At 62.9% G+C, this 21707-nt stretch carries 18 protein-coding genes; 9 read left to right on the top strand and 9 right to left on the bottom strand.

Going from position 1 to position 21707, the window contains the following annotated elements:
• Positions 1 to 4: 4 nt before the first annotated feature.
• Positions 5 to 634, bottom strand: coding sequence for a class I SAM-dependent methyltransferase (locus tag LZ538_RS11860; RefSeq protein ID WP_430741980.1), 630 nt, complete (start codon positions 632 to 634; stop codon positions 5 to 7).
• Positions 635 to 802: 168 nt separating this feature from the next.
• Between LZ538_RS11860 and LZ538_RS11855 the strand changes: the two genes are divergently transcribed.
• Positions 803 to 2101 (top strand): MFS transporter, encoded by a 1299-nt coding sequence (locus LZ538_RS11855; protein WP_249832243.1) that lies wholly within the window; start codon positions 803 to 805, stop codon positions 2099 to 2101.
• Here LZ538_RS11855 and LZ538_RS11850 read toward each other — a convergent pair.
• The 3 genes from LZ538_RS11850 to LZ538_RS11840 form a co-directional block, all read right to left on the bottom strand.
• A complete protein-coding gene (locus tag LZ538_RS11850; RefSeq protein ID WP_249832242.1) occupies positions 2098 to 4413 on the bottom strand; it encodes a CDC48 family AAA ATPase in 2316 nt (771 codons plus the stop codon). The two genes, LZ538_RS11855 and LZ538_RS11850, sit on opposite strands and share 4 nt — an antisense overlap.
• A gap of 72 nt (positions 4414 to 4485) precedes the next feature.
• The gene (locus LZ538_RS11845) at positions 4486 to 5241 is read right to left on the bottom strand and encodes an SDR family NAD(P)-dependent oxidoreductase (protein ID WP_249832241.1); all 756 of its coding nucleotides are present in this window, start codon (positions 5239 to 5241) and stop codon (positions 4486 to 4488) included.
• Positions 5238 to 5705 (bottom strand): peptidylprolyl isomerase, encoded by a 468-nt coding sequence (locus tag LZ538_RS11840; protein ID WP_249832240.1) that lies wholly within the window; start codon positions 5703 to 5705, stop codon positions 5238 to 5240. The genes LZ538_RS11845 and LZ538_RS11840 overlap by 4 nt, the downstream gene beginning before the upstream one ends.
• 118 nt (positions 5706 to 5823) lie before the next feature.
• Between LZ538_RS11840 and mgtE the strand changes: the two genes are divergently transcribed.
• Genes mgtE through LZ538_RS11825 form a run of 3 tightly spaced genes read left to right on the top strand, consistent with a single transcriptional unit; the run spans position 5824 to position 8404 of the window.
• Positions 5824 to 7239, top strand: coding sequence for a magnesium transporter (gene mgtE, locus LZ538_RS11835; RefSeq protein WP_249832239.1), 1416 nt, complete (start codon positions 5824 to 5826; stop codon positions 7237 to 7239).
• 39 nt (positions 7240 to 7278) lie between these two features.
• A complete protein-coding gene (locus tag LZ538_RS11830; RefSeq protein WP_249832238.1) occupies positions 7279 to 7680 on the top strand; it encodes a DUF1489 family protein in 402 nt (133 codons plus the stop codon).
• A 49-nt stretch (positions 7681 to 7729) separates the two neighbouring features.
• Positions 7730 to 8404 (top strand): CADD family putative folate metabolism protein, encoded by a 675-nt coding sequence (locus LZ538_RS11825; RefSeq protein WP_249832237.1) that lies wholly within the window; start codon positions 7730 to 7732, stop codon positions 8402 to 8404.
• A gap of 6 nt (positions 8405 to 8410) precedes the next feature.
• On the opposite strand, the gene LZ538_RS11820 is transcribed toward LZ538_RS11825, so the two are convergent.
• From LZ538_RS11820 to dinB, 4 genes are all read right to left on the bottom strand, one after another.
• Complete coding sequence (locus LZ538_RS11820; protein ID WP_249832236.1) at positions 8411 to 9109, bottom strand: GIN domain-containing protein; 699 nt, start codon at positions 9107 to 9109, stop codon at positions 8411 to 8413.
• Between the two features lie 46 nt (positions 9110 to 9155).
• Positions 9156 to 9890 (bottom strand): head GIN domain-containing protein, encoded by a 735-nt coding sequence (locus tag LZ538_RS11815; RefSeq protein ID WP_249832235.1) that lies wholly within the window; start codon positions 9888 to 9890, stop codon positions 9156 to 9158.
• 118 nt (positions 9891 to 10008) lie between these two features.
• Positions 10009 to 10542, bottom strand: a complete 534-nt coding sequence (locus LZ538_RS11810) for a CarD family transcriptional regulator (RefSeq protein ID WP_249832234.1) — start codon at positions 10540 to 10542, stop codon at positions 10009 to 10011.
• 166 nt (positions 10543 to 10708) lie between these two features.
• Positions 10709 to 11791 carry a DNA polymerase IV gene (gene dinB, locus LZ538_RS11805; RefSeq protein WP_249832233.1) on the bottom strand — a complete coding sequence of 361 codons (1083 nt, stop codon included), beginning with the start codon at positions 11789 to 11791 and terminating at the stop codon, positions 10709 to 10711.
• 31 nt (positions 11792 to 11822) lie between these two features.
• Here dinB and sucC point away from each other — a divergent pair, with 31 nt between their 5' ends.
• Genes sucC through LZ538_RS11790 form a run of 3 tightly spaced genes read left to right on the top strand, consistent with a single transcriptional unit; the run spans position 11823 to position 14722 of the window.
• Complete coding sequence (sucC, locus tag LZ538_RS11800) at positions 11823 to 13028, top strand: ADP-forming succinate--CoA ligase subunit beta (protein WP_249832232.1); 1206 nt, start codon at positions 11823 to 11825, stop codon at positions 13026 to 13028.
• Between the two features lie 18 nt (positions 13029 to 13046).
• Positions 13047 to 13796 (top strand): electron transfer flavoprotein subunit beta/FixA family protein, encoded by a 750-nt coding sequence (locus LZ538_RS11795; protein WP_249832231.1) that lies wholly within the window; start codon positions 13047 to 13049, stop codon positions 13794 to 13796.
• Positions 13793 to 14722: an electron transfer flavoprotein subunit alpha/FixB family protein gene (locus LZ538_RS11790; protein WP_249832230.1), complete on the top strand. Its 930-nt coding sequence runs from the start codon at positions 13793 to 13795 to the stop codon at positions 14720 to 14722. Before LZ538_RS11795 ends, LZ538_RS11790 begins: the two co-directional genes overlap by 4 nt.
• Here LZ538_RS11790 and LZ538_RS11785 read toward each other — a convergent pair.
• A complete protein-coding gene (locus tag LZ538_RS11785) occupies positions 14719 to 15696 on the bottom strand; it encodes a histone deacetylase family protein (RefSeq protein ID WP_249832229.1) in 978 nt (325 codons plus the stop codon). The genes LZ538_RS11790 and LZ538_RS11785 overlap by 4 nt on opposite strands.
• A gap of 230 nt (positions 15697 to 15926) precedes the next feature.
• On the opposite strand from LZ538_RS11785, the gene LZ538_RS11780 reads away from it, so the two are divergent.
• Both LZ538_RS11780 and LZ538_RS11775 read left to right on the top strand, forming a co-directional pair.
• A complete protein-coding gene (locus tag LZ538_RS11780) occupies positions 15927 to 16952 on the top strand; it encodes a UDP-glucuronic acid decarboxylase family protein (RefSeq protein ID WP_249832228.1) in 1026 nt (341 codons plus the stop codon).
• 661 nt (positions 16953 to 17613) lie between these two features.
• Positions 17614 to 21707, top strand: a 4094-nt coding sequence (locus LZ538_RS11775; RefSeq protein WP_249832227.1) for a DUF5801 repeats-in-toxin domain-containing protein, incomplete at its 3' end; no start/stop codon positions are given.

Here is a 21707-nt window from a genome sequence, read left to right as displayed (position 1 = left end):
GCGCTCAGCCCTTGTAGGCCCAGAACAAGGTCGCCGGCGGTACGTTGATCCACTCGAACCCGCGCTCGATGCGATCGAAATGCGGGTCAATGAAGTCCTTCACCTTGGGACTGAACTGGTAGACCAGGAACGCGCCGTCGGGACGGATCACGTTTGCGGTGGCTTCGGCGATGTCGTCGCCGACGCCTGGCGGGAGGGTTGAAAACGGCAGGCCGGAAAGCACGTAGTCCGCCTGACCAAGCCCGCGGTCCGCCAGGATCTTCTCCACGTCCGCAGCAGAGCCGGTCACAGGGACGAGCCGCGGATCATCGATCGCTTCCCTAAGATATCCCGTGAAATCCGGGTTCGTGTCGATCGTGACGAGCGTCGCCTCCGGGCCGAGCTTCTCGAGGACCGGACGAGTGAATGTGCCGACACCGGGGCCGTATTCAACGAAAAGGCGCGTATTCTCCCAGTCTACGGGCGCGAGCATCTTGTCGATCAGCACTCGGCTGGACGGGATGATGGAGCCCACCATCACCGGATTCTTCAGGAATCCACGGAGGAACTGCCACTTCGGGCTTGCGCTCCGGCGATCGTGACGCCGCGCAATACGGCGGCCGCCCTTCAGCGCTCGCGCAGGAAATGAAGGCATGTTCTCTCCGTTAGGGGATCAGGGGCGCGAGCGTTGGCAAATGCGCTGCTGATTGGCAAGTTCCCCAAACGCCTGAATCATCCGGCGCAACCTTGCCGTCGTGCCGAACTGCACAAATTGCGCGACGAAGAGGTTCCGCTTCTCCTGGCGAGTGCGTAATCGGGTCCTGTGGCTTCCATCGCACGTAACCGTGGCGTCGGCGCAAGCGCGCTTTCGGCGACGCACTTCCTGCTGCTTTACGCGGCCATGCTCGTCGCCGCAGCCGGCAACACCGCGCTGCAGTCGGTCATGCCGGCGATCGGCCGTGAAATCGGTGTCGCCGACTTCTGGGTGGCGATCGCCTACACCTGGTCGGCGGTCTTGTGGGTCCTGCTCGCGCCATTCTGGGCCGAGAAGAGCGATCATCACGGGCGAAAGGCGCTAACGATCGTCGGCGTTACAGGGTTCATCGTCTCGACCATCTTGTGCGGGATCGTTCTTCTCGGCGGCCTCAGGGGCTGGATCGGCGGGGCACTGACCTTCGCGCTATTCGGCCTGTTTCGCGGAATTTACGGCGGCTTCGGCTGCGCGACCCCTTCCGCGACCCAAGCCTACCTCGCGTCGAAAACCCGGCGAAGCGGCCGGGTGGCCGCGCTTTCGGCCCTCTCTTCATCCTTCGGCCTGGGGACCATCATCGGGCCGGCCGTCGCGCCCTTGTTCGTGCTGCCACTCGTCGGTCTCTCCGGTCCTCTGTTCGCTTTTGCCGCGATCGGGCTCGCCGTGCTCGTGTCGGTCCAGCTGTGGCTTCCCAACGATCGCTCGCAGCGCAAGGTCGGGCATGGCGCCGCGATGAGCTATCCGTCGCTTGCAACGCCGCCCACCGGCGCAAGCGTCCTTGCGGCGACCTCGCCGCGGCGGAAGCATCGGCTAAGCTGGAGGGACGCGCGCATCCGTCCCTGGATCATTGCGGGAGTCGTCGCCGGACATGCCCAGGCTGCGATCCTCACCTGCCTCGGCTTCTTCATGATCGACCGATTGCGCCTGACGCCCTCAGGGTCGGAGGGGCCGATCGCGATTGTGATGATGGCAGGCGCGGCGGCAACCCTGGGGGCGCAGTGGGCCATTATCCCGCGCCTTGGCCTCGCGCCGAGGTCCTTGCTGCTGTGGGGTGCGTTGATCGCGGCAGCAGGTCTGTTCGGCACGATGATCGCAAGCGATCTCTATGGAATCACGATTGGCTTTGCTCTGTCCTCGCTCGGATTCGGTTTCACCCGACCGGGGTTCACGGCCGGCGCTTCGCTAGCCGTCCCGCTGGCGGAGCAGGGCGCGGTCGCTGGCGTCATCACCTCAGCGAACGGTATCAGCTTCGTATTGGCGCCTGCGCTTGGAATTTCGCTCTACATGGTTGAGCGCAACTTGCCCTTCGCGGCCTGCGCGCTGCTTCTGGTGGCGCTTGCCGCGTTCGCCAGGCGAAGGCTCGCGCCTTAGCCGTTGTCCTTGCCGCCGCCCTTGGGCCGCAGCATGCCGGGAAGCACGAAGCCGATGCCGCCGAGCGGGCGTGTCGCCTCGCTCTTCAGCGTCTCCTGGATACGCTCATATTCTTCGAGCATGTCGGCAGTTACCGACGCTCGGGTCTCGCCGAGCGCCGTCTCGAAGTCGGCCATTCCCACCTTGCCGGTGTCGAGCCCGCGTCGAAGCGCGGTTAAGCCGGCCCGGCGTACCAGGTCTTCGAGGTCCGCGCCGGTAAAGCGCTCGGTCCGCTGCGCCAGGGATTCGAGGTTCACGTCATCGCCGAGCGGCATGTTGCGCGTGTGGATCGCAAGGATACGCCGCCGTCCCGCCGTGTCGGGCGTTCCGACATAGATCAGTTCGTCGAAGCGTCCCGGACGCAACAACGCCGGATCGACGAGCGTGGGCCGGTTCGTGGCCCCGATTACGACGACGTTCTGAAGCTCTTCCAGGCCGTCCATCTCCGCGAGGATGGTGTTGACCACGCGCTCGGTTACCTGAGGTTCGCCCAAGCCCCCGCCGCGGGCCGGGACCAGGCTGTCGAGCTCGTCAATGAAGATGATCGTCGGAGCGACCTGCCGAGCACGATGAAACAGCCTGGCGATCTGCTGCTCGCTTTCGCCGTACCATTTGGAAAGCAGGTCCGACGACTTGGTCGCGATGAAATTGGCTTCGCTCTCGCGCGCCGCGGCCTTTGCGAGAAGCGTCTTGCCAGTGCCGGGAGGGCCGTAAAGCAGGAACCCCTTCGCCGGTCGAATGCCCAGCCTCCGGAAAGCCTCAGGATGCTTGAGAGGCAGCTCGACACCTTCACGCAGCCGCGTCTGCGCGTCGTCGAGCCCGCCGACGTCTTCCCACGTAATGGTCGGGGCTTCGACCATCACTTCGCGCATCGCGGAAGGCTGCACCCGCTTGAGCGCATTGTCGAAATCGCGCGATTCGACTGACAAGGATTCCAGCACTTCGGCCGGGATCGTCTCTTCGGCGAGATTGAGGCGAGGCATGATGCGCCTGACAGCCTCGAGCGCCGCCTCTCTCGTCAGGGCGGCCAGGTCGGCGCCTACGAAGCCGTATGTACGGCGCGCGAGGCCGTCCACGTCGACGTCGGTGGATAGCGGCATGCCGCGCGTATGGATGCCAAGGATCTCGCGGCGGCCGGGTTCGTCCGGAACGCCCACGACGATTTCTCGGTCGAAACGGCCGGGCCTGCGCAGGGCCTCGTCGATGGCCTCCGGCCGATTGGTCGCGGCAATCACCACGGTATTCTGACGAGGCTCCATCCCGTCGAGCAGGGTCAGGAGCTGCGCGACCAGCCGCTTTTCCGCCTCGCCCGTGACCTGCCCGCGCTTCGGAGCGATCGAATCGATCTCATCGATGAAGATGATGGACGGAGCCGCCGCGGCGGCTTGTTCGAAAATCTCGCGAAGGCGCCGTTCGCTCTCGCCATAGGCGGAGCCCATGATTTCAGGGCCGGCGATGTGGAAGAATTGCGCGGCGCTTTCGTTCGCTACGGCGCGCGCAAGCAAGGTCTTGCCGGTGCCGGGCGGACCGTGAAGCAGCACGCCCTTGGGTGGGTCGACCCCCAGCCGCTGGAACAGCTCCGGATGCCGAAGCGGAAGCTCCACCATCTCGCGCAGCGCGTCGATCGTGTCGCGCATGCCGCCGAGATCGTCGTAGGTGACGTCGGCGCGGCGCTCGCCATCCTTAGCAGTATATTCCGGCAGCAGTTCGACGACCGTCTTGCTGTCGATGTGGACGATGCCCTTAGGCTGAGTCTGTGCGACGATCAGCCGAAGCTCCTGGAGCGCGAAGGCCGGTGCATTCAGCATCTGCCTGATCGCTTCCGGCATGTCGGCGTTAACTCGCTGGTGCCCCGTCGTAGCGACGGTGTCGCCTTCGACGAGCGGACGCCGGGCAAAAGTGCGCTTGAGGGCGTCCGCCGAGCCCTGAAGACGAACATTCGGCTGTGCGGGTGCAAAAACAACGCGGGTTGCCGCCTTGGATTCAGCTTTGTTCACCTCCACGAAGTCGCCCGAACCGACGCCGGCGTTGGCGCGCTGCAGCCCATCCAGCCGGATAATGTCGATACCCTCGTCCTCGCCGTAAGGCTTGACGGCTATCGCCGCGGTGGAGCGCTTGCCGCCAATCTCGATTACGTCGCCCTCGCCGACGCCGAGGTCGCGCATCAGCGATTCCGGCAGCCTGGCAAATCCTCGGCCGCTATCGCCGGGCGGTAGGCTGGCGACCTGCACCCTGCGCGATTTCACTCGGTCGATGGTATCCGTCTCAGGCATTTCAGGCTCCTTCCCCGCGCGCTCAGTCGCCGCAAGCAACGGCGGCAATGCCGCGCGGGTTCATTTTCCTAATCAATATTTGATCGCCCCGGCGACCTTGCGGACCAGCGGGCGCGGCGCGAACCGCGTGCCTGCTGCGCCAATCTTGTTGATGAGCCCGGGGACGACCACTGCGTGGTTCTTGTCGAGAGCGGCGAGGCCTGCAGCTACGACTTCCCCGGCATTCATCGCGACCCGGTCGAACATTCCATTGCCGCCAAATCCGGCGACCTCTCCGAATTCGGTGCGCGTCGGGCCGGGACAAAGGCAGGTGACCCTGATGCCATGCGGCTTCATCTCTTCGTGCAGTGCTTCTGTCAGGGACAGGACGAACGCCTTCGTGGCGAAATAGACCGCCATCTTGGGCCCGGGCTGGAAAGCTGCGGTCGACGCGACGTTGAGGATCGCTCCCGATTTGCGTGCGATCATCCCCGGCGCGATCGCTCGGCAGAGGTCGGTCAACGTGCCGACGTTGAGATCGATCATTTCGCGCAGCCGGCTGGCGTCGAGATTTGCGAACTGGCCGATCATCCCGAAACCGGCATTGTTGACGAGCAGTTCGACCTGTTCGCCTGCGGTCTGGATTTCGTTCAGAAGTTCGGACGGTGCGCTTCGCTTGGACAGGTCAATGGCGACCGCTCTGGCGTTTCCCAGTTCTTTCGCAAGCTCGTCCAGCCGTTCCTTCCGCCTCGCGGCGAGCACGAGCCGATGGCCGCGCTCGCTCAGCTGACGAGCGAATTCCACGCCGAGACCGGCCGAAGCGCCGGTAATCAGCGCGACTTTGTTCATGCAGCCGCCTTGCCCACCGAAGCTTTGACGATCTTGCCGGGCTCACGCGGCGGTTCGCCAACCGGCAGAGCGTCGACATATTCCATGCCGCTCTCAACCTCTCCCCACACGGTGTACTGGCGGTCTAGGAAGGGGGAATCGTCAGTCACGATGAAGAACTGGCTGTTGGCGCTGTCAGGATTTTGAGCGCGCGCCATCGAAGCCACGCCGCGCCGATGCGATTCGTCGGAGAATTCGGCTTTGAGGTTGGGCTTGTCTGAACCGTGGAAGCCTGTCCCAGTGGGATCGCCGCCCTGCGCCATGAAGCCGGGGATCACGCGGTGGAAGACCACGCCGTCGTAGAAGCCGCTGTTGGCCAGTTCGGTGATGCGCTCGACATGTCCCGGCGCGAGGTCCGGCCGAAGCTTGATCACGACGTCTCCGCCGGTGGAAAGTTGGAGTGTCAGGCGATCAGCATCGGTCATGGAAAGAGCTCCGCGCGGGGTTAAACGAGCGGGCCATGTAGGACTCGGCATTGGGTTGCGCCAGAGCAGGGCCGGCAATACAGCCCGCGGGAAGCGCCACCTGCCGGGGGATCGAGCGATGAGCGAGACCGAACAGATCGCCCCGCCGGAAGTGGCTGAGGACGACAACAACGTTACGGACGAGGAATCACGGCTCCGGCCGGAATTCGTCGAACGCGTCCTGGATGCGGTTGAAGCGGGCGATGTCGAAACTGCCCGTAGTCTCGTCGAGCCCCTCCACCCTGCCGACGTTGCCGACCTGATCGAGCTTGCCGCCCGCGACGAGCGCGAGGGCCTCGTGCGCGCACTTGCCGGCATCGTCGACGCGGACGTGCTCGCGGAGATGAACGAGCACGTCCGCGAAGGCCTGCTCGATGAGCTGGAGCCTCAGCAGGTCGCGGATATCGCCGGGCAGCTGGAGACCGACGACGCGGTCGCGCTGATCGAGGATCTCGACGCAGAAGAGCAGCAGGCTGTCCTGGAGCGGATGGAGCCGGACGACCGCGCGGCGGTCGAGGAGGCGCTGGGTTATCCGGAGGAATCTGCGGGCCGATTGATGCAGCGCGACGTCTGCGCCGTTCCAGAGCATTGGAACGTCGGGCAGGTGATCGATTATCTTCGCGCGACGGAAGAGCTGCCCGCCGACTTCTGGGAAGTGTTCGTCGTCAATCCCTCGCACCATCCCGTCGGCACGACAAAGCTGTCGACAATCCTGCGGACGCCCCGCAAGACCCTGGTGTCCGATGTGATGATCGAGGATCAGACCTTGATCCCGGTCGACATGGACCAGGAGGATGTCGCTTACCGCTTCCAGAAATATGCGCTCGTTTCGGCGGCAGTCGTCGACGACGAAGGTCGCCTCGTGGGCATGATCACCGTCGACGACATCGTCCACATCATCCAGGAAGAAGCGGGAGAGGACGTGCTCCTGCTGTCCGGCGTCGGCGACGAAGGCGACATCAACGAGCCGGTTACTGAAAGCTACCGTTCTCGAGTCCGCTGGCTCGTGGCCAACCTCCTAACCGCGCTCGTAGCCGCGTTCGTCATTCGCCAGTTCGAGGACGAGATCTCCCGGCTGGCCGTACTCGCGGTCCTGATGCCGATCGTCGCCGGCGTGGGAGGCAATGCCGGCACCCAAACGCTGGCGGTCACGGTCCGTGCAATCGCGACAAACCAGCTGACAGGTTCCAACCGCTGGAGGGCCGTGGGGCGCGAGATACGGGTGGCCCTGTTGAACGGCCTGACGATCGCAGTCTTGATCGGACTAGGCGTGACCCTTGTCCTCGGAAGCCCCAGCCTTGGCGGGGTGATCGCCGCTGCGATGCTGTTCAACATCATCGTCGCGGGGCTTGCCGGTGTCCTGATACCGCTGACCCTTGAGCGCTTCGGCGCCGATCCGGCGGTGGCGAGCAGCGTATTCGTGACGATGATGACCGATTCTGTCGGATTCCTCGCCTTCCTCGGTCTTGCGACGGCGGTCGGTCTCGGCCGCTAAGCCATTGCGACTCATCGGGCTTCTCGGCACTGCAGATGCGTGCCGAATCTCCACCTGACGAAAGTCGCGTTCGCATGCCGCGACGTCGACGCTCTGCGCCAGCGCATTTCGAGGCGAGCGTCGGACGGAGAATTGCGCGTCGCGACGCGGATGAGGCCCAAACGCGCTGCGGAGCTCATCGGCGGGTATTTGTATTGGATCGTCAAGCATCGGCTCATCGCACGGCAGGAGATACTGCGCTTCGAAGACCGTCAGGATGGCCGCATAGACATCGTTTGCTCGGCCGAGCTCCTTGCCGTCACGCCGCGTCACTGCCGTGCGCACCAGGGCTGGCGCTATCTTGAGGATGACGATGCTCCCTCGGCCGATGACGATGGGAGTGGCCTCGGCCAGCTTCCACCACAGCTCTATGGCCGGCTCGCCGCGCTCGCTCTGGTATAGTCGCTTTCCCGACGCTATTCGCTGCCCGACCAATCAGCAGGAGGCAGGCATGACGGTGATGGTTTCGGCGGCGATCGACGCGAAGGTTTCCGAGCGCGCGATGCTCAAGCATCCCTTCTACCAGGCTTGGACGGAAGGCCGTCTGCCGCTGGACACGCTACGCGACTATGCACGCCAATATTTCCATCATGTCGAAGCCTTTCCGCGCGCTGTCAGTGCAGTGCATAGCGCCTGTCCCGATCGCGACGGGCGCCGGATGCTTGCCGAGAATCTCGCGGAGGAAGAGGGTATCGAAGCCGGCAAGCAGGATCATGCGACCCTCTGGCTTATGTTCGCCGCGGGCCTTGGCGAAGGCGACGCAGCCGTCCGCGCGCAAGAGCTCAACGCCGAGACGCAGGCGCTGATCGAAACCTTCCGGAAGCTTTCGCGCCAATCCTATGCCGCCGGGCTGGGCGCACTCTATGCTTATGAAAGCCAGTTCCCGGGCGTCGCTTCAGCCAAGATCGAAGGTTTGATCGACCGTTACGGCATAAGCGACGAGCCGACCCTTCGATTCTTCCGCGTTCACGAAAGCGCGGACATCGAGCATAGCCAGGTCTGCCGAGAGCTGCTGGATCGCCTTCCGGAGGCCGAGAGAGCCGAGGCGATTGCTGCCGGCGAGGAACTTGCCGGCGCGCTCTGGAACTTCCTGTCGGGAGTCGAGGCTCGGGCAAGCCTCAACTAGGGAGCGTTATCGGCAGCCGGTCACGTTGGCGGAGCCCACGAGCTTATTCGTGCAGGTGGGCTTTCCAGTCAGTGCGATTGTTGCCGTACCATTGCCCTGAATGGTCGCTTCGTTGCTGACGTCCGCCTTGACCGTCGATGGTCCCTCGGCGCGCAACACGGCGTTCTTCGCATTCAGCGCAGACCCGTCGAAGCTGGACACGCCGCGAACCCAGGCGGTCAGTTTGCCCGCGCGCCCTGCCACGGTCGCGCTTCCCGTGCCCGCTACCGCGACGGTGAGTTGGTCGACGTCGGCCTTCTGGATCGAGGCGGAGCCGGAGCCCTGGGTGGACAGCAGGAAGCTAAGCCCTTTGGCTTTGTCGATGACGAGGCTGCCCGATCCGTTGAGCCGAGCCTGGGACAGCTCATGCGTGCCGATCTTGATCTCGACCGGCCCTTGGTCCTTTCCGGGATAGCCGCCCCATGACGAGAGGTTGGCGCTGACGATCAGCGTCGTCCCCTGGACGTCGATATCGACGCGGTCGATGGCTGCGGAACTGCCCGACACTGTCGCAGACGGCGCGACGCCGGTGGCAACCGACACCTTGAAAGGCCCCTCCACCCGAATCCTGTCGAAGCCGTTCACTCCGAAGTTTCGGGTCGCCGACTGAGAGGGGGCCGGCCAGGTCGCCAGCAGCACGATGAAGGTGATGAAGAAGGTCCGCATGGCGCGAACCTTCCTCGATCATGGTTAAAGAGGCTTTAAGCGCAGCTCAGGAGCAGCGGACGTTGCCCGAACCCGCCTTGCTGACCGAGCATTTGGCGCCACCGGTAACCTGAACATTGCCGGAGCCCATGATGTCGACGTCGGCTGCTCGGGTCGCGTGCGCTTTCACATCACCTGAACCGGCAATCGACACCTTGAGGCTTTCGGTCGCGATCGACTGAGCGTCCACGCCACCGGAGCCAGCAATTTCATACTCTGCTTCACGCGCCTGGCCGGAGCCTGCGCTGACGCCGCCGGACCCGGCGATTCCCAGCTTCAGTGCGCCCACGCTGACGGATCCTATGTGCAAGTCGCCCGACCCGGCGACCTGACCGTCGAAGCGATCGCCCTGCACCTTGTCCACGTTTATGCCGCCCGCGCCGGCAAGGGTCGCACCTTTGAGCTGCGGGACTGTGATGGTCAGGGAGACCTTTTCGGACTTGCCCCAACCCCAGTGGAAGCCGTGCTTCTCCTTCGGGTGAATCTGAAGCTCGCCGTCCTTCACCTCGACGATCAGCTGCTCGAGCTGGTTCTGTCCGCCGCTGGCATGAACGCTTGGCCCCGATCCCGTGCGGACGGTTGCGTCGTAAGCCCCGGCTAGCTCTATCCGGTCGAAGGCACCAACCGGGAAGGAGCGCTCGACCCGTGGCCCGGGATCGCGGCTCTCCGCGTGTGTCGCGCTGCATGCCGCCGTCGAGCTGGCCGCCGCGATGATCGCCCCTGCTGCAATGACGTTGCGCATGATCAAGCCTCCGCTGGTGTGTTATTCACCTATAACGGCGCTACAATTCCAGCGCAAGCGCAAAAAGAAAGGGCGCCCGAAGGCGCCCTTCCCGAAAACGGCATTCGCTACCGAAGGCTTATGCCGGTTCCTTGGTCTTGTGATGAATGACGGCAGCCTTGTTCAGGATGTCGAGGATCTTGGCCAGCGCCGCTTTCTCGTCGGTCTGCTCCATCGCGCCGAGCTCGCGTGCGAGACGCGAGGAAGCCGCTTCGAAAATCTGCCGCTCGGAATAGCTCTGCTCGGGAGCATCGTCCGGGCGGAAAAGGTCGCGCGTCACTTCGGCAATCGAAGTCAGATCGCCGGAATTGATCTTCGCTTCATACTCCTGCGCGCGGCGCGACCACATCGTGCGCTTGACCTTCGGCTTGCCCTTCAGGGTCTCAAGCGCGTCCTTCATCGTCTTGTCCGACGAGAGCTTGCGCATGCCGACCGAATCCGCCTTGTTGACCGGAACGCGAAGGGTCATCTTTTCCTTCTCGAAGCGCAGGACATACAGGTCCAGGCGCGTTCCGGCGATTTCGGTGCTCTGCAGCTCGACGACCCGGCCTACGCCATGCTTGGGGTAAACAACATAATCGCCAACGTCGAAGCTAAGCGCCTTTGTAGCCATTGCTAACCTTTCCGTTTGCGGCAGAGCGAGCCGATACGCACTTGCATCGTCCCCCAAAACGACCAATGGCCGTGGCTCGTCGCCTATTTCGTGGCTTCCCTATGAATTTAAGGCCGCAGCTGAATCGCTCGCGGCCCCGTGTGACAGTTTTATATCAGAACTGGGCTCAAATTGCGAGTCCCAGCTGAGCGGGCATGTCACTGTTAACCTCGGTTAAATTGTGGAGGCCCATGCCGAGCAGCCGGATTCCCTTGGGAAGCGGGTGGAGAGCGGCGAGAAGGGCCTGCCCGGCGATTGCGAATGCGGCTTGGTCGGGCACGGGCTGAGCGAAGCTCTTCGATCGGGTGATCAGCTCGAAGTCGGCGAACTTCACCTTCAGCGTGACCGTGCGACCCCGGACCTCGGCGCGTTCCACGCGTGCCCAGGCATAGCCGGCGATACGATCAACCTCCGCCGCGAGTCGCGCGGGGTCGCGGAGATCCTCGTCGAAGGTGCGCTCCGCACTGACCGATTTGTATGGCCGGTCGGGTTTGACCTCGCGCTCGTCCAGTCCGCGGCAAATGCGCCAGTACCAATCCGCCGAGCTTCCAAAGTGCGCCTGAAGCTGCGGGAGCGACCAGGCGCTGAGGTCCGCACCCGTGTTGATTCCAAGGCGCTCCATCTTTCGCGCCGTAACCGGCCCTACGCCGTGGAATCGGGAAACTGGGAGCGATGCAACGAATTCGGCGCCCCTTTCGGGCGTGATCACCGTCAGCCCGTCCGGTTTGCGATGGTCCGAGGCGAGCTTTGCGATGAATTTGCAATAGCTGACGCCGGCCGAAGCAGTAAGCCGGGTCTCCTCGCGAATGCGGCGGCGAATATCCTCGGCTATTGCGCGCGCGCTTCCGAGTTCGAGGCGGTCGTCCGTAACGTCGAGATATGCCTCGTCGAGGCTGAGCGGCTCGATTAGATGCGTGTAATCGGCGAAAATCGCCCTGATCTGCTGTGACACCCCACGGTAGACGTCGAAACGTGGCTTCACGAAGATCAGTTCGGGGCAGCGGCGCTTGGCTGTGACGGAGGGCATTGCCGAACGTATCCCGAACTGGCGAGCCTCGTAGCTGGCTGCCGCGACGACCCCCCGGTGCTGGCCTCCGACGGCGACAGGCTTGCCTTTGAGACTTGGGTCGTCGCGCTGCTCCACGGACGCGTAGAAGGCGTCCATGTCGACATGGATAATCTTGCGAACCGGGCGCTCGTCACTTTGCATCGGACTGAGCTTCTGATTAAGGGCGCTCGCCATGAACATCCACGAATATCAGGCGAAAGAGCTGCTCGCGAAGTTCGGCGTCCCGGTTCCTGCAGGCCACGCCGCGATGAGCGTCGACGAGGCCGTCGAAGCCGCGAAAAAACTGCCCGGCCCCCTGTGGGTCGTCAAGGCGCAGATTCACGCCGGCGGACGCGGGAAGGGTCGCTTCAAGGAGCTCAGCGAAAGCGCAAAGGGCGGCGTCCGTCTCGCCCATTCGATCGACGAGGTGCACGAGCATGCGGCCGAGATGCTCGGCAAGACGCTCGTGACCGTGCAGACTGGCCCGCAGGGCAAGCAAGTTCAGCGACTTTACATCACCGACGGCGTGGACATCGCCAAGGAATTCTACCTCGCGCTGCTGGTCGACCGCGAGACCGGCCGGATTGCCGTCGTGGCCTCAACCGAAGGCGGCATGAACATTGAGGATGTCGCACATGAGACTCCGGAAAAGATACGCACCATCACGATCGACCCCGCGACGGGCCTGATGCCGCATCACGGCCGCGCCGTTGCCGCGGCTCTTGGCCTTAGCGGCGACCTCGCCAAACAGGCCTCCAAGGTTCTTGCCAAGCTATACGACGCCTTTCTCGGCACGGACGCTTCGCAGATCGAGATCAACCCGCTTGCGATCACCGATCGGGGGGAATTGCTGGTCCTTGACGCCAAGGTCGGCTTCGACAGCAATGCTGAGTTCCGCCATCCGGATCTGGGCGAGCTGCGCGATCTCACTGAAGAAGACCCAATGGAGATCGAGGCGTCGAAATACGACCTCAGCTACGTCAAGCTCGACGGCAACATCGGCTGCATGGTGAACGGCGCCGGCCTCGCGATGGCCACGATGGACATCATCAAGCTCAATGGCGCCGAGCCTGCGAACTTCCTCGACGTCGGCGGCGGAGCGTCGAAGGAGAAGGTCACAGCGGCGTTCAAGATCATCCTCAGCGACCCAGCGGTGCAGGGTATCCTCGTCAATATCTTCGGCGGGATCATGCGCTGCGACATCATCGCCGAGGGGATCGTCGCCGCCGCACGCGAGGTCGATCTCAACGATCCACTCGTCGTCCGGCTCGAAGGCACCAACGTGCAGCAGGGCAAGGACATCCTCGCGCAAAGCGGGCTGCAGATCATTCCCGCCGACGATCTTGGTGATGCCGCGAAAAAGATCGTTGCGGCGGTGAAGCAGGCGGTCCCCGCGTAGATTTTCAGGAGCAAGCCAATGAAGCTGCTGGTCGCCGTAAAACGGGTGATCGATTACAACGTGAAGCCGCGGGTGAAGATGGACGGCTCGGGCGTTGATCTCGCCAATGTGAAGATGAGCATGAACCCGTTCGACGAAATCGCGGTGGAGGAGGCCATCAGGCTCAAGGAAAAGGGCGTCGCGACCGAGATCGTCGCTGTCTCGATCGGCCCGGCGAAGGCTCAGGAGACGCTCCGCACCGCGCTCGCAATGGGCGCGGACCGCGCGATCCTCGTGCAGACGGACGAAGAGGTAGAGCCGCTGGCCGTCGCCAAGATCCTCGCCAAGGTCGCGGACGAAGAGCAGCCGCAGATGATCGTTCTGGGCAAGCAGGCGATCGACGACGACAATAATGCGACGGGGCAGATGCTCGCCGCGCTGCTCGGCTGGCCCCAGGGCACGTTCGCCTCCAAGGTCGACCCTGGCGGCGACCGCGTGAAAGTCACCCGCGAGGTCGATGGAGGTCTCGAAACCGTCGATCTGAAGCTGCCTGCCGTCGTCACGACCGACCTCCGGCTCAACGAGCCGCGTTACGCTTCCCTTCCGAACATCATGAAAGCGAAGTCAAAGCCGCTCGCGACCAAGTCGCCGTCGGATTTCGGCGTGGATACTGCGCGGCGACTGGAGACGCTCAAAGTGTCGGAGCCCTCGAAGCGCCAAGCCGGGATCAAGGTCGGCTCGGTCGACGAGCTGATCGACAAATTGCGTGAAACGGGAGTGGTGGGATGAAGACGCTCGTCCTGGTTGAACATGAAGGGGGGCAGATCAAGGACGCGACCCTGTCGACGGTCACCGCCGCGTCGAAGCTCGGCGAAGTCCACCTGCTCGTTGTCGGCTCGAATGTCGCACCGGTAGCGGATGCCGCTGCCAAGATTGCCGGTGTCGGAAAGGTCCACGTCGCGGACGACGCCGCGCATGAGCATGGGCTGGCCGAGAATGTTGCGCCTCTGGCCGCGAAGCTGATGGAGCATCACGACGCATTGCTCGCCCCTGCTACGACAACGGGCAAAAACATCGCGCCGCGTGTCGCGGCGTTGCTCGACGTCATGCAAGTCAGCGACATTCTCTCTGTGGAGGATGACAGCACATTCACGCGTCCCATCTACGCGGGCAACGCGATCGCGACTGTGCGCTCGAGCGATGCAAAGAAAGTCATCACGGTTCGCACGACGGCCTTTGAAAAGGCGTCTCGCGAGGGTGGCTCCGGCATTGTCGAACAAGTGGCTGCACCAGGAGACAGCGGGCTGTCGAGTTTTGTCGGCATGGACGCCGCACATTCGGACCGGCCGGAACTCACCAGCGCCAACATTATTGTCTCGGGCGGCCGCGCATTTGGGAGCAGCGAGCAATTCCATTCGCTGCTCGATCCGCTTGCCGACAAGCTAGGCGCCGCGGTCGGCGCGAGCCGCGCTGCCGTTGACGCGGGCTATGCTCCCAACGACTATCAGGTCGGTCAGACCGGCAAGATCGTGGCCCCCGGCGTGTATATCGCGATCGGCATTTCCGGCGCGATCCAGCACCTCGCCGGAATGAAGGATTCGAAGACGATCGTCGCAATCAACAAGGATGAAGAAGCGCCGATCTTCCAGGTCGCGGACATCGGTCTTGTCGGCGATCTGTTCAAGATCGTTCCGGAGCTGACCGAGAAGCTTTAAAATCCGCTCAGGAACTCGGCGACGTTCGTTCCCAGCGCGTCTACCGCATAGCCGCCTTCCATCAGGACGACGGTCGGCAGTCCGAGCGCAGCGATGCGTCGTGCCATCGGAGCATAGTCGCTCGTCTTAAGCTTGAAGTGGCTGATCGGGTCGTCTTCGTGAGTGTCGGCGCCGTAGGAGACGATCAGCATCTCGGGTTCCGCTTTCTCTATCCAGTCGAGCGCGCGGACCAAGGCCGGTTCGTAGCCGCTCCATTCGGTCCCGCGCGGAAACGGGAGGTTTAGGATGCTGCCGCGGCTTTCGTCGGCATGGCCCCAGTAGAAGGGATAATCGGTCGTCGGATCGGCGTGGATCGATGCGAAAACCATCGCATCGTGGTCCATGACAATGTCCTGGGTTCCGTTACCGTGATGATAGTCGACATCGAGTATTGCGACGCGCTTTCCGGCCGAAACCGCGCAGATGGCGGCGTTGCTGAGATAGGAATAGCCGCCGAAATAATCCGCTCCGGCGTGATGTCCTGGCGGACGGCACAGGGCGAAACCGGTCCGTTCGTCGCTTTTCACCGCTTGCAGGGCGGCTAGCGCGGTTTGCGCGCTCCAGTAAGCGGCCTCCCACGTTGCAGGTCCGATCGGGGTCGAGGTATCGAAACTATATTGGCCGAGGTCCGCGTCGATTCGGCTGAACTTCAGCGGGCGCCGGCCGGCGATGGGGAAGGTGTAAGGGAATGCGTCGCCTAGACGCCCCGCAGCGTGCCAATGCGCGTAGGCCTCGCGCAGGAAGTCGAGATATTCCGCACGATGCACCTGCAGCAGCGGATGGAGGCCGAAGTCCACAGGCTCTTCCGTCCGGCCGATCGCGGCAAGGATGGCATCTACGCGTCCGGGATGCTCCGCTGCCGGATGCATGGCTCCGTTGAAGAACTCGCCAGAAGGCGCGTGGAGCCGCTGCCGATCGTCCCAGAAACATCGCATTGTCCGGGAACTAGGATTTCTGGAGCTTCTGATAAAGACGCACGCTAATTTCGATCAATGACCCGGAATGGGCATATTTTGCACAGCTGGTGCCCAGATGGCACTTGCGGACAATCGCCAACATGTGGTCCATGGGCCTCTATCTAGGCCGTTAGTTCGCGCGATTAGTGGTGCGAGAGGCCGGGTGGCGATCGCGCAGATTGTTGCGGCGCCGAAAATGGGAGCGAGCATTGAGTCGAGCCAAAGGGAAAGTTGCGCTTGTTGCAGGGGGCGCCGGATTCATCGGCTCGAACCTGTGCGATCGGCTGCTCGCTGAAGGCGCAGAGGTTATCTGCCTCGATAATTTTCAGACGGGACGATCCGACAACCTCCAGCACCTTGCTTCCGAGACCCGCTTCGATGTCATCGATCATGACATCATCGAGCCCTTGCCCAGTGAGTTGCGATCGGGCCGAACGAAGATCACGCATATTTACCACTTCGGATGCGCTGCTTCACCGCCGCATTATCAGGTGGACCCCGAACACACGATGCTCACCAATGTGGTCGGCACGCGCAATCTGCTCCGCCTGGCCGAACATATGAGCGCGCGTTTGCTGCTTAGCTCGACCAGCGAGGTGTATGGCGACCCGGAGGTCCATCCTCAGCGAGAGGATTACCTAGGTGCGGTGAGCTGCACTGGACCGCGCGCCTGTTACGACGAAGGTAAGCGCGCGGCTGAGACGCTCGCATTCGACTTCCTGCGCGCAAAGCGCGCGGACGTCCGCGTTGCGCGCATCTTCAACACCTACGGGCCTCGCATGCGATGCGACGATGGCAGGGTCGTCTCGAACGTGGTGTGCCAGGCGCTCGCAGGCGATGACATCACAATCTATGGCGACGGATCGCAAACTCGCAGCTTCTGTTTCATCGATGACATGCTGGAAGGTCTGTTCCGGCTCATGGATAGCGATCGCGCGATCGGGATCCCGGTCAATCTCGGAAATCCGGACGAGTTGGCCGTTACAAATCTCGTCGACCTTGTCGTTAAGATGACGGGATCGAAATCCCGGGTGACGTTTGAGCCGCTTCCGGTAGACGACCCCCGCAGACGCAAGCCCGACATCAGCCGCGCCTTGGAACTGCTCGACGGCTGGCAGCCAGCCGTGAACCTCGAAGAGGGCCTCAACGCAACGATCGCTTGGTTTCAGGATGAGCGGCATCGAATTGCCCAGCCGATGTTCGCGGACGCGCCACTGATCGCGGCGGCCGAATAGGCGCTTGGGCCATCGCTTCGGCGGTCAGGGCGAAGCCTTGGGTTCATCTCCGATCGACGGCTAACTCGCGGCAGCTAGCTTTTGCCGCAAACAGGTCGACTCGCAATTGCTGCTTCCGAGTCGCGTGGGTGACACGACAGATTCGACTGTTCCGATCCCATTGTGGGACGGACTCGCCGCACTTTTTTTGACTCAGGTTGTGGGCGTGGATTGCGTTGCAACGCGATGTTCCGTTGCCGTCAGCGACAATGCCCGATGCCACCGAAAATCCTTAACGCAAATTAAACATCGGCGCGCCTCACGTAGCGGCGTACGATAATCTGTAAGTCTTTGCTCAATATCCTTACCAACTTCACAGTTGTTCTTCGTCAATAGGGATATCACCGATATATTTTCAAGTATCCAATACTGAAATACGAATAGCGTTAACTACTTTATATTTACAACTAGATTCATCTTTGACGAGTTCGAGGTTCACCGAATCTGTCATCGTCTTGCCAACTCCGGCGACTAGTGATCTGCTTGTGTCACTTGAGAAGCGGCTCGGGCGCACCGTTAACTCTTTCTGTTCACTGCGTAACCCGCCCGGCGCCGCGCTCTCATCGCGATAGATCACCCGGTCGGGGCGGAGTCCGCGGCAGGGTTATGACGGGGGTAACCTATGCGCTACGACGACGCTTCACAGGCCGGTTCCATGGCCACCGACTCCGCGCCCACGGCGCGTGCCGATGTCGAGGCACTTCCGCCCGGCGGCTTTGGCGCAAGCGGCAACGCAATCACCGGAGCGGGTACGATCTCCGGCTCGGCAGGCGCTGACAGCGTAGCGAACGGGCCCGCGCGGATCGTGGAAGTACACGGCTCGGGCGGATCGACGACCGAGTCGGGCAGCAGCTTCCAGGCGCTCGGTCAATATGGCGTCCTCACGATGGATGCGCAGGGGAACTTCAACTACGCGCGCAACGCGAACACCCCCGAGGGTGTGCAGGACGTGTTCGGCTACACGATCGCAGATCGTAATGGAGCGACGTCCTCAACCACGCTGACGATGGGCATTGGTCCGTCCGGCCCCGGTCAGGACGCCGCAGCAGCGGCTGCCGCCGCGGGCGTCGTCAATCTGCCGCCGGGCGTCGAGATGTCCGACATCCACGTCAACGGCCGCGACCTGGTCATCAACATGCCAGACGGCACGCAGATGGTGATTCCGGGTGGCGCAGTGTTCGTGCCGCAACTCGTCATCGGCGACGTCGAAGTCCCCGCGAACAACCTTGCGGCGCTGCTGGTCGATTCCGAGCCCAAGCCTGCCGCAGGCGGGCTGCAAAGCAGCGGCGGCAATTTCGCCAACCCGGTTCCACCACTCGATCCTGGCGTTCCGCTGGGCGACCTCATTCCACCGACGGAGCTGACGTACGTTCCGCCTGAGTTCCACGAGGTGAACCAGTTCGAAGACAGCGAACCGGAAATCGTGATCATCCCCGACGGTCAGCCGGCCGCAGTGAATGCGGTGGATTCGGTCGACGAGGCAGGCCTTCCTGCGCGTACCGGCGAGCCCGAGGGTTCAGGCGAGGAGCTGGCTGCAGGCGCGGACGGCGATACCAGCGAACACACCTCGGGCGTCATCAGCATCGATTCCAAGGACGGCATCGACGGTGTCACTATCAACGGCGTTGAGGTCACGGGCGTGGCCGGCCAGCAGATCGCGGGCGATCAGGGCATCCTGACGATCACCAACGTCAATTTCGCTACGGGTCAGATCAGCTACACCTATGTGCTGACCGACAATACGAATCCGGGCGGCGACAATATCTCCGATTTGTTCACGGTGACGATCACCGATAACGACGGCGACACCGCCACGGCAACGCTGACGATCGACATCATCGACGATACGCCGATCGCGCGCGATGATACCGATTCGCTAGGCGCCAACGACACCAGTGCTGTCGGAAACGTCATCACCGGGGTCGGCACGACCAACAACGGCGCCGACACGCAAGGCGCCGACGGCCTCTTTGGGCAAACCAACGACAATATCGACGGCGTTACCGGCATCCACGCGGGCACGACCGGCAACTTCGCTGCTGTTGCGCAGAACGGCACGGTTACGATCGTCCATGGCCAGTTCGGCGATCTCGCGATCGATAACGACGGCAATTACACTTACACGCGCACGGACTTCTCGACGGAAACCGGCGGGAACGACGTCTTCACCTATCAGATCACCGACGGCGACGGCGACAACGACACCGCCACGCTGACGATCAGCGTGCCGGGTATCCCGGACACCGTGCCGGAGATCCTTCGCGCGTCAGACGCGCTGGTCGATGAAGACGGGCTGCAGAATGCCAACGTCGACAGCAATCCGCTCCAGACCGATCCGGACGAAACGGATTCGACGGAAAGCGCGACGGACACGGGGTCGATCCTCGTCGACTACAAGAGCGACGTTCCGGGCAACCTCCTGTCGGCCATCCACTTCATCAATCCGAGCAGCCTCAACGGGCAGCTGGAAACGCCTGACGGCACGCCGATCACCTTCACGATCGACGGCTCGGGCCACCTGGTCGGATCGGACGGTACGAATGACGTGATCGTCATTTCGATCACCGGCGCAACGCCGGGTTCGGGCGGACAGGTCACCTACACCTATGAGGTGGACCTGCTTGGGCCGGTCCAGCATCTCGGCGGCACGGAGCTGACCAGCTCCGAGGATACGATTTCGCTAACGGGGATCCAGTTCGAAATCACCGACAGCGATGGCGATCATGCCAGCAGCTCGTTCGACGTCGCGATCGTCGACGACGTTCCGACTGCCGGGACACCTGACACCGAGGGCCTTCCGACCCTGGTGGTCGACGAAAGCCCGGTCGGGCAGGATGAAGGCGGGGACAATGACCCGGCGGGCGTACGGTCTGCTTCTGCAGACTTCTCGGGAAGCTTTAGCGCCCCCGTATTTGGCGCAGATGGCCCCGGGTCCGTGACCTACAGCCTGAGCTTGTCGAGCCAAGGCGCTTCGTCGGGCCTGTTCGCGCTCGACCCCAATGCGCCTGACGGAAAGGGCGCCGAGATCCTGCTGTTCACCAGTGGCGACGACATCGTCGGCAAGGTTGGCAACGTCGTCTATTTCACGATCTCGGTGGACCCGTCTGGGACCGATGCCGGTACCGTTACGTTCACGCAGACCAACGGCTTGAACGTGTGGCACGCCGACACGAGCAGCGACGATGACACGTCGTTCCTGGATGCCGCCGACAATACGATCGTGCTTCACCAGACGGTCACGGACGGCGACGGCGACACGGATTCTTCAGGGATCGATCTTTCGAATAACACCTTCCAGATCGAGGACGATGGTCCCAGCGGCAGCGAAGAGCCCATTTCGACGAACATCAAACTGGTGGTCGACGAAAGCCCGATCGGCCAGGATGAAGGCGGCGACCATGATCCGAACGGCGTTCGGACCGATTCCGCGGACTTTTCCGGCGCGTTCGCTGGTGCAATTCACTTCGGCACCGACGGGCCCGGTCATGTCGATTACGGTCTCGTGCTATCGAGCGAGGGCGCGGGCTCAGGACTCTATGCCCTCGACGCCAACGACACGACGACCGGGGACCTCGACGGCATCGGTCAGGGCGCGCAGATCCTGCTCTACACCGAGGCTGACGGATCGATCACCGGGCGCACGTCGCCGGGTGGCCAGGTCTATTTCACGATCTCGGTCGGGGACCCGAACGCAACGATCACGTTCGAGCAGTCGCTCAACATCTGGCATGCGAACACCAGTAGCGATGACGACACTTCAACGCTGACTGCGCTCGCCGGCACGCTCGAGCTGGTTGCGACGGTGTATGATGCCGATGGCGACAGCGATACAGTTGCAGTCGACCTCAGCAGCGGCGTTTTCAATGTCGAGGACGACGGACCGCATGCGGTCGCCGACGTCGGCTCGGTCGACGAAGGCTCGACGCTTATCGTCAATGCCGCGAACGGCGTATTGTCCAACGACAGCTTCGGCACCGACGGGCCGGGAAGCATCACGGGCGTCGTCGCAGGCGATGATACGTCAAGCCCGGTCGTCAACGGCAACGTCGGCGTCCAGATCGACGGCGATTTCGGCAAGCTTACGCTCAACGCGAACGGCAGCTATACGTACGTAAGCACCGACGGCGCGGTTCCGCCGGCCGGGGCCACCGACACGTTCGTCTACACCATCCGCGACGCGGACGGCGACACGGAAACGGTGACGCTCACCATCAATCTTGCCGACGTCAACAAGATCCCGACGGCGAACACGCCCGCCGAGGTCTGGCTGGACGATGACACCCTGGCGAATGGCAATGCCGGCGGTCCTGGGGATCGCAGCCCCGACACGCAGAACGATACCGGCACTCTTACGGGTTCGGGTGGCGATGGCGATCTCGATTTCTACTTCCAACCCATTGGGTCACAGACGCCGCCGACCGGCTTTACTTATGCGTTCGACGGTTCAGCGCCTGCCGGTGAGCAGTGGCTGATCATCTCGCAGGGCGGCACGGCGGTGATCAAGGTCACGCTGGTCAATGAGACGGGCGCTTATACCGTCACCCAGCTCGCGCCGATCGACCACGCGGCCGACGGTAACACCGAAGGCGAGATCCCGCTTGGTAACCTGATCGACGACATCAACGTCAGCTTTGTCGCCAGGGATGAGAATGGCGATGACTCAACGCCGAAGAACCTGACGATCACCGTCGATGACGACACGCCTATAAACAATGA

The sequence above is a fragment of the Sphingomonas hankyongi genome (assembly GCF_023516575.1).
Taxonomy (GTDB): domain Bacteria; phylum Pseudomonadota; class Alphaproteobacteria; order Sphingomonadales; family Sphingomonadaceae; genus Sphingomicrobium; species Sphingomicrobium hankyongi.
This window is presented reverse-complemented; position numbering and strand designations above follow the sequence as displayed.

Bases quoted from the DNA above. Each gene is read 5' to 3' on its own strand.
- LZ538_RS11790 (WP_249832230.1), top strand. From the start codon at position 13,793: ATGAAGACGCTCGTCCTGGTTGAACATGAAGGGGGGCAGATCAAGGAC.
- LZ538_RS11820 (WP_249832236.1), bottom strand. From the start codon at position 9,109: ATGCGGACCTTCTTCATCACCTTCATCGTGCTGCTGGCGACCTGGCCG.
- mgtE (WP_249832239.1), top strand. From the start codon at position 5,824: ATGAGCGAGACCGAACAGATCGCCCCGCCGGAAGTGGCTGAGGACGAC.
- LZ538_RS11825 (WP_249832237.1), top strand. From the start codon at position 7,730: ATGACGGTGATGGTTTCGGCGGCGATCGACGCGAAGGTTTCCGAGCGC.
- sucC (WP_249832232.1), top strand. From the start codon at position 11,823: ATGAACATCCACGAATATCAGGCGAAAGAGCTGCTCGCGAAGTTCGGC.
- LZ538_RS11785 (WP_249832229.1), bottom strand. From the start codon at position 15,696: ATGCGATGTTTCTGGGACGATCGGCAGCGGCTCCACGCGCCTTCTGGC.
- LZ538_RS11840 (WP_249832240.1), bottom strand. From the start codon at position 5,705: ATGACCGATGCTGATCGCCTGACACTCCAACTTTCCACCGGCGGAGAC.
- LZ538_RS11815 (WP_249832235.1), bottom strand. From the start codon at position 9,890: ATGCGCAACGTCATTGCAGCAGGGGCGATCATCGCGGCGGCCAGCTCG.
- dinB (WP_249832233.1), bottom strand. From the start codon at position 11,791: ATGCAAAGTGACGAGCGCCCGGTTCGCAAGATTATCCATGTCGACATG.
- LZ538_RS11850 (WP_249832242.1), bottom strand. From the start codon at position 4,413: ATGCCTGAGACGGATACCATCGACCGAGTGAAATCGCGCAGGGTGCAG.
- LZ538_RS11810 (WP_249832234.1), bottom strand. From the start codon at position 10,542: ATGGCTACAAAGGCGCTTAGCTTCGACGTTGGCGATTATGTTGTTTAC.
- LZ538_RS11860 (WP_430741980.1), bottom strand. From the start codon at position 634: ATGCCTTCATTTCCTGCGCGAGCGCTGAAGGGCGGCCGCCGTATTGCG.
- LZ538_RS11845 (WP_249832241.1), bottom strand. From the start codon at position 5,241: ATGAACAAAGTCGCGCTGATTACCGGCGCTTCGGCCGGTCTCGGCGTG.
- LZ538_RS11795 (WP_249832231.1), top strand. From the start codon at position 13,047: ATGAAGCTGCTGGTCGCCGTAAAACGGGTGATCGATTACAACGTGAAG.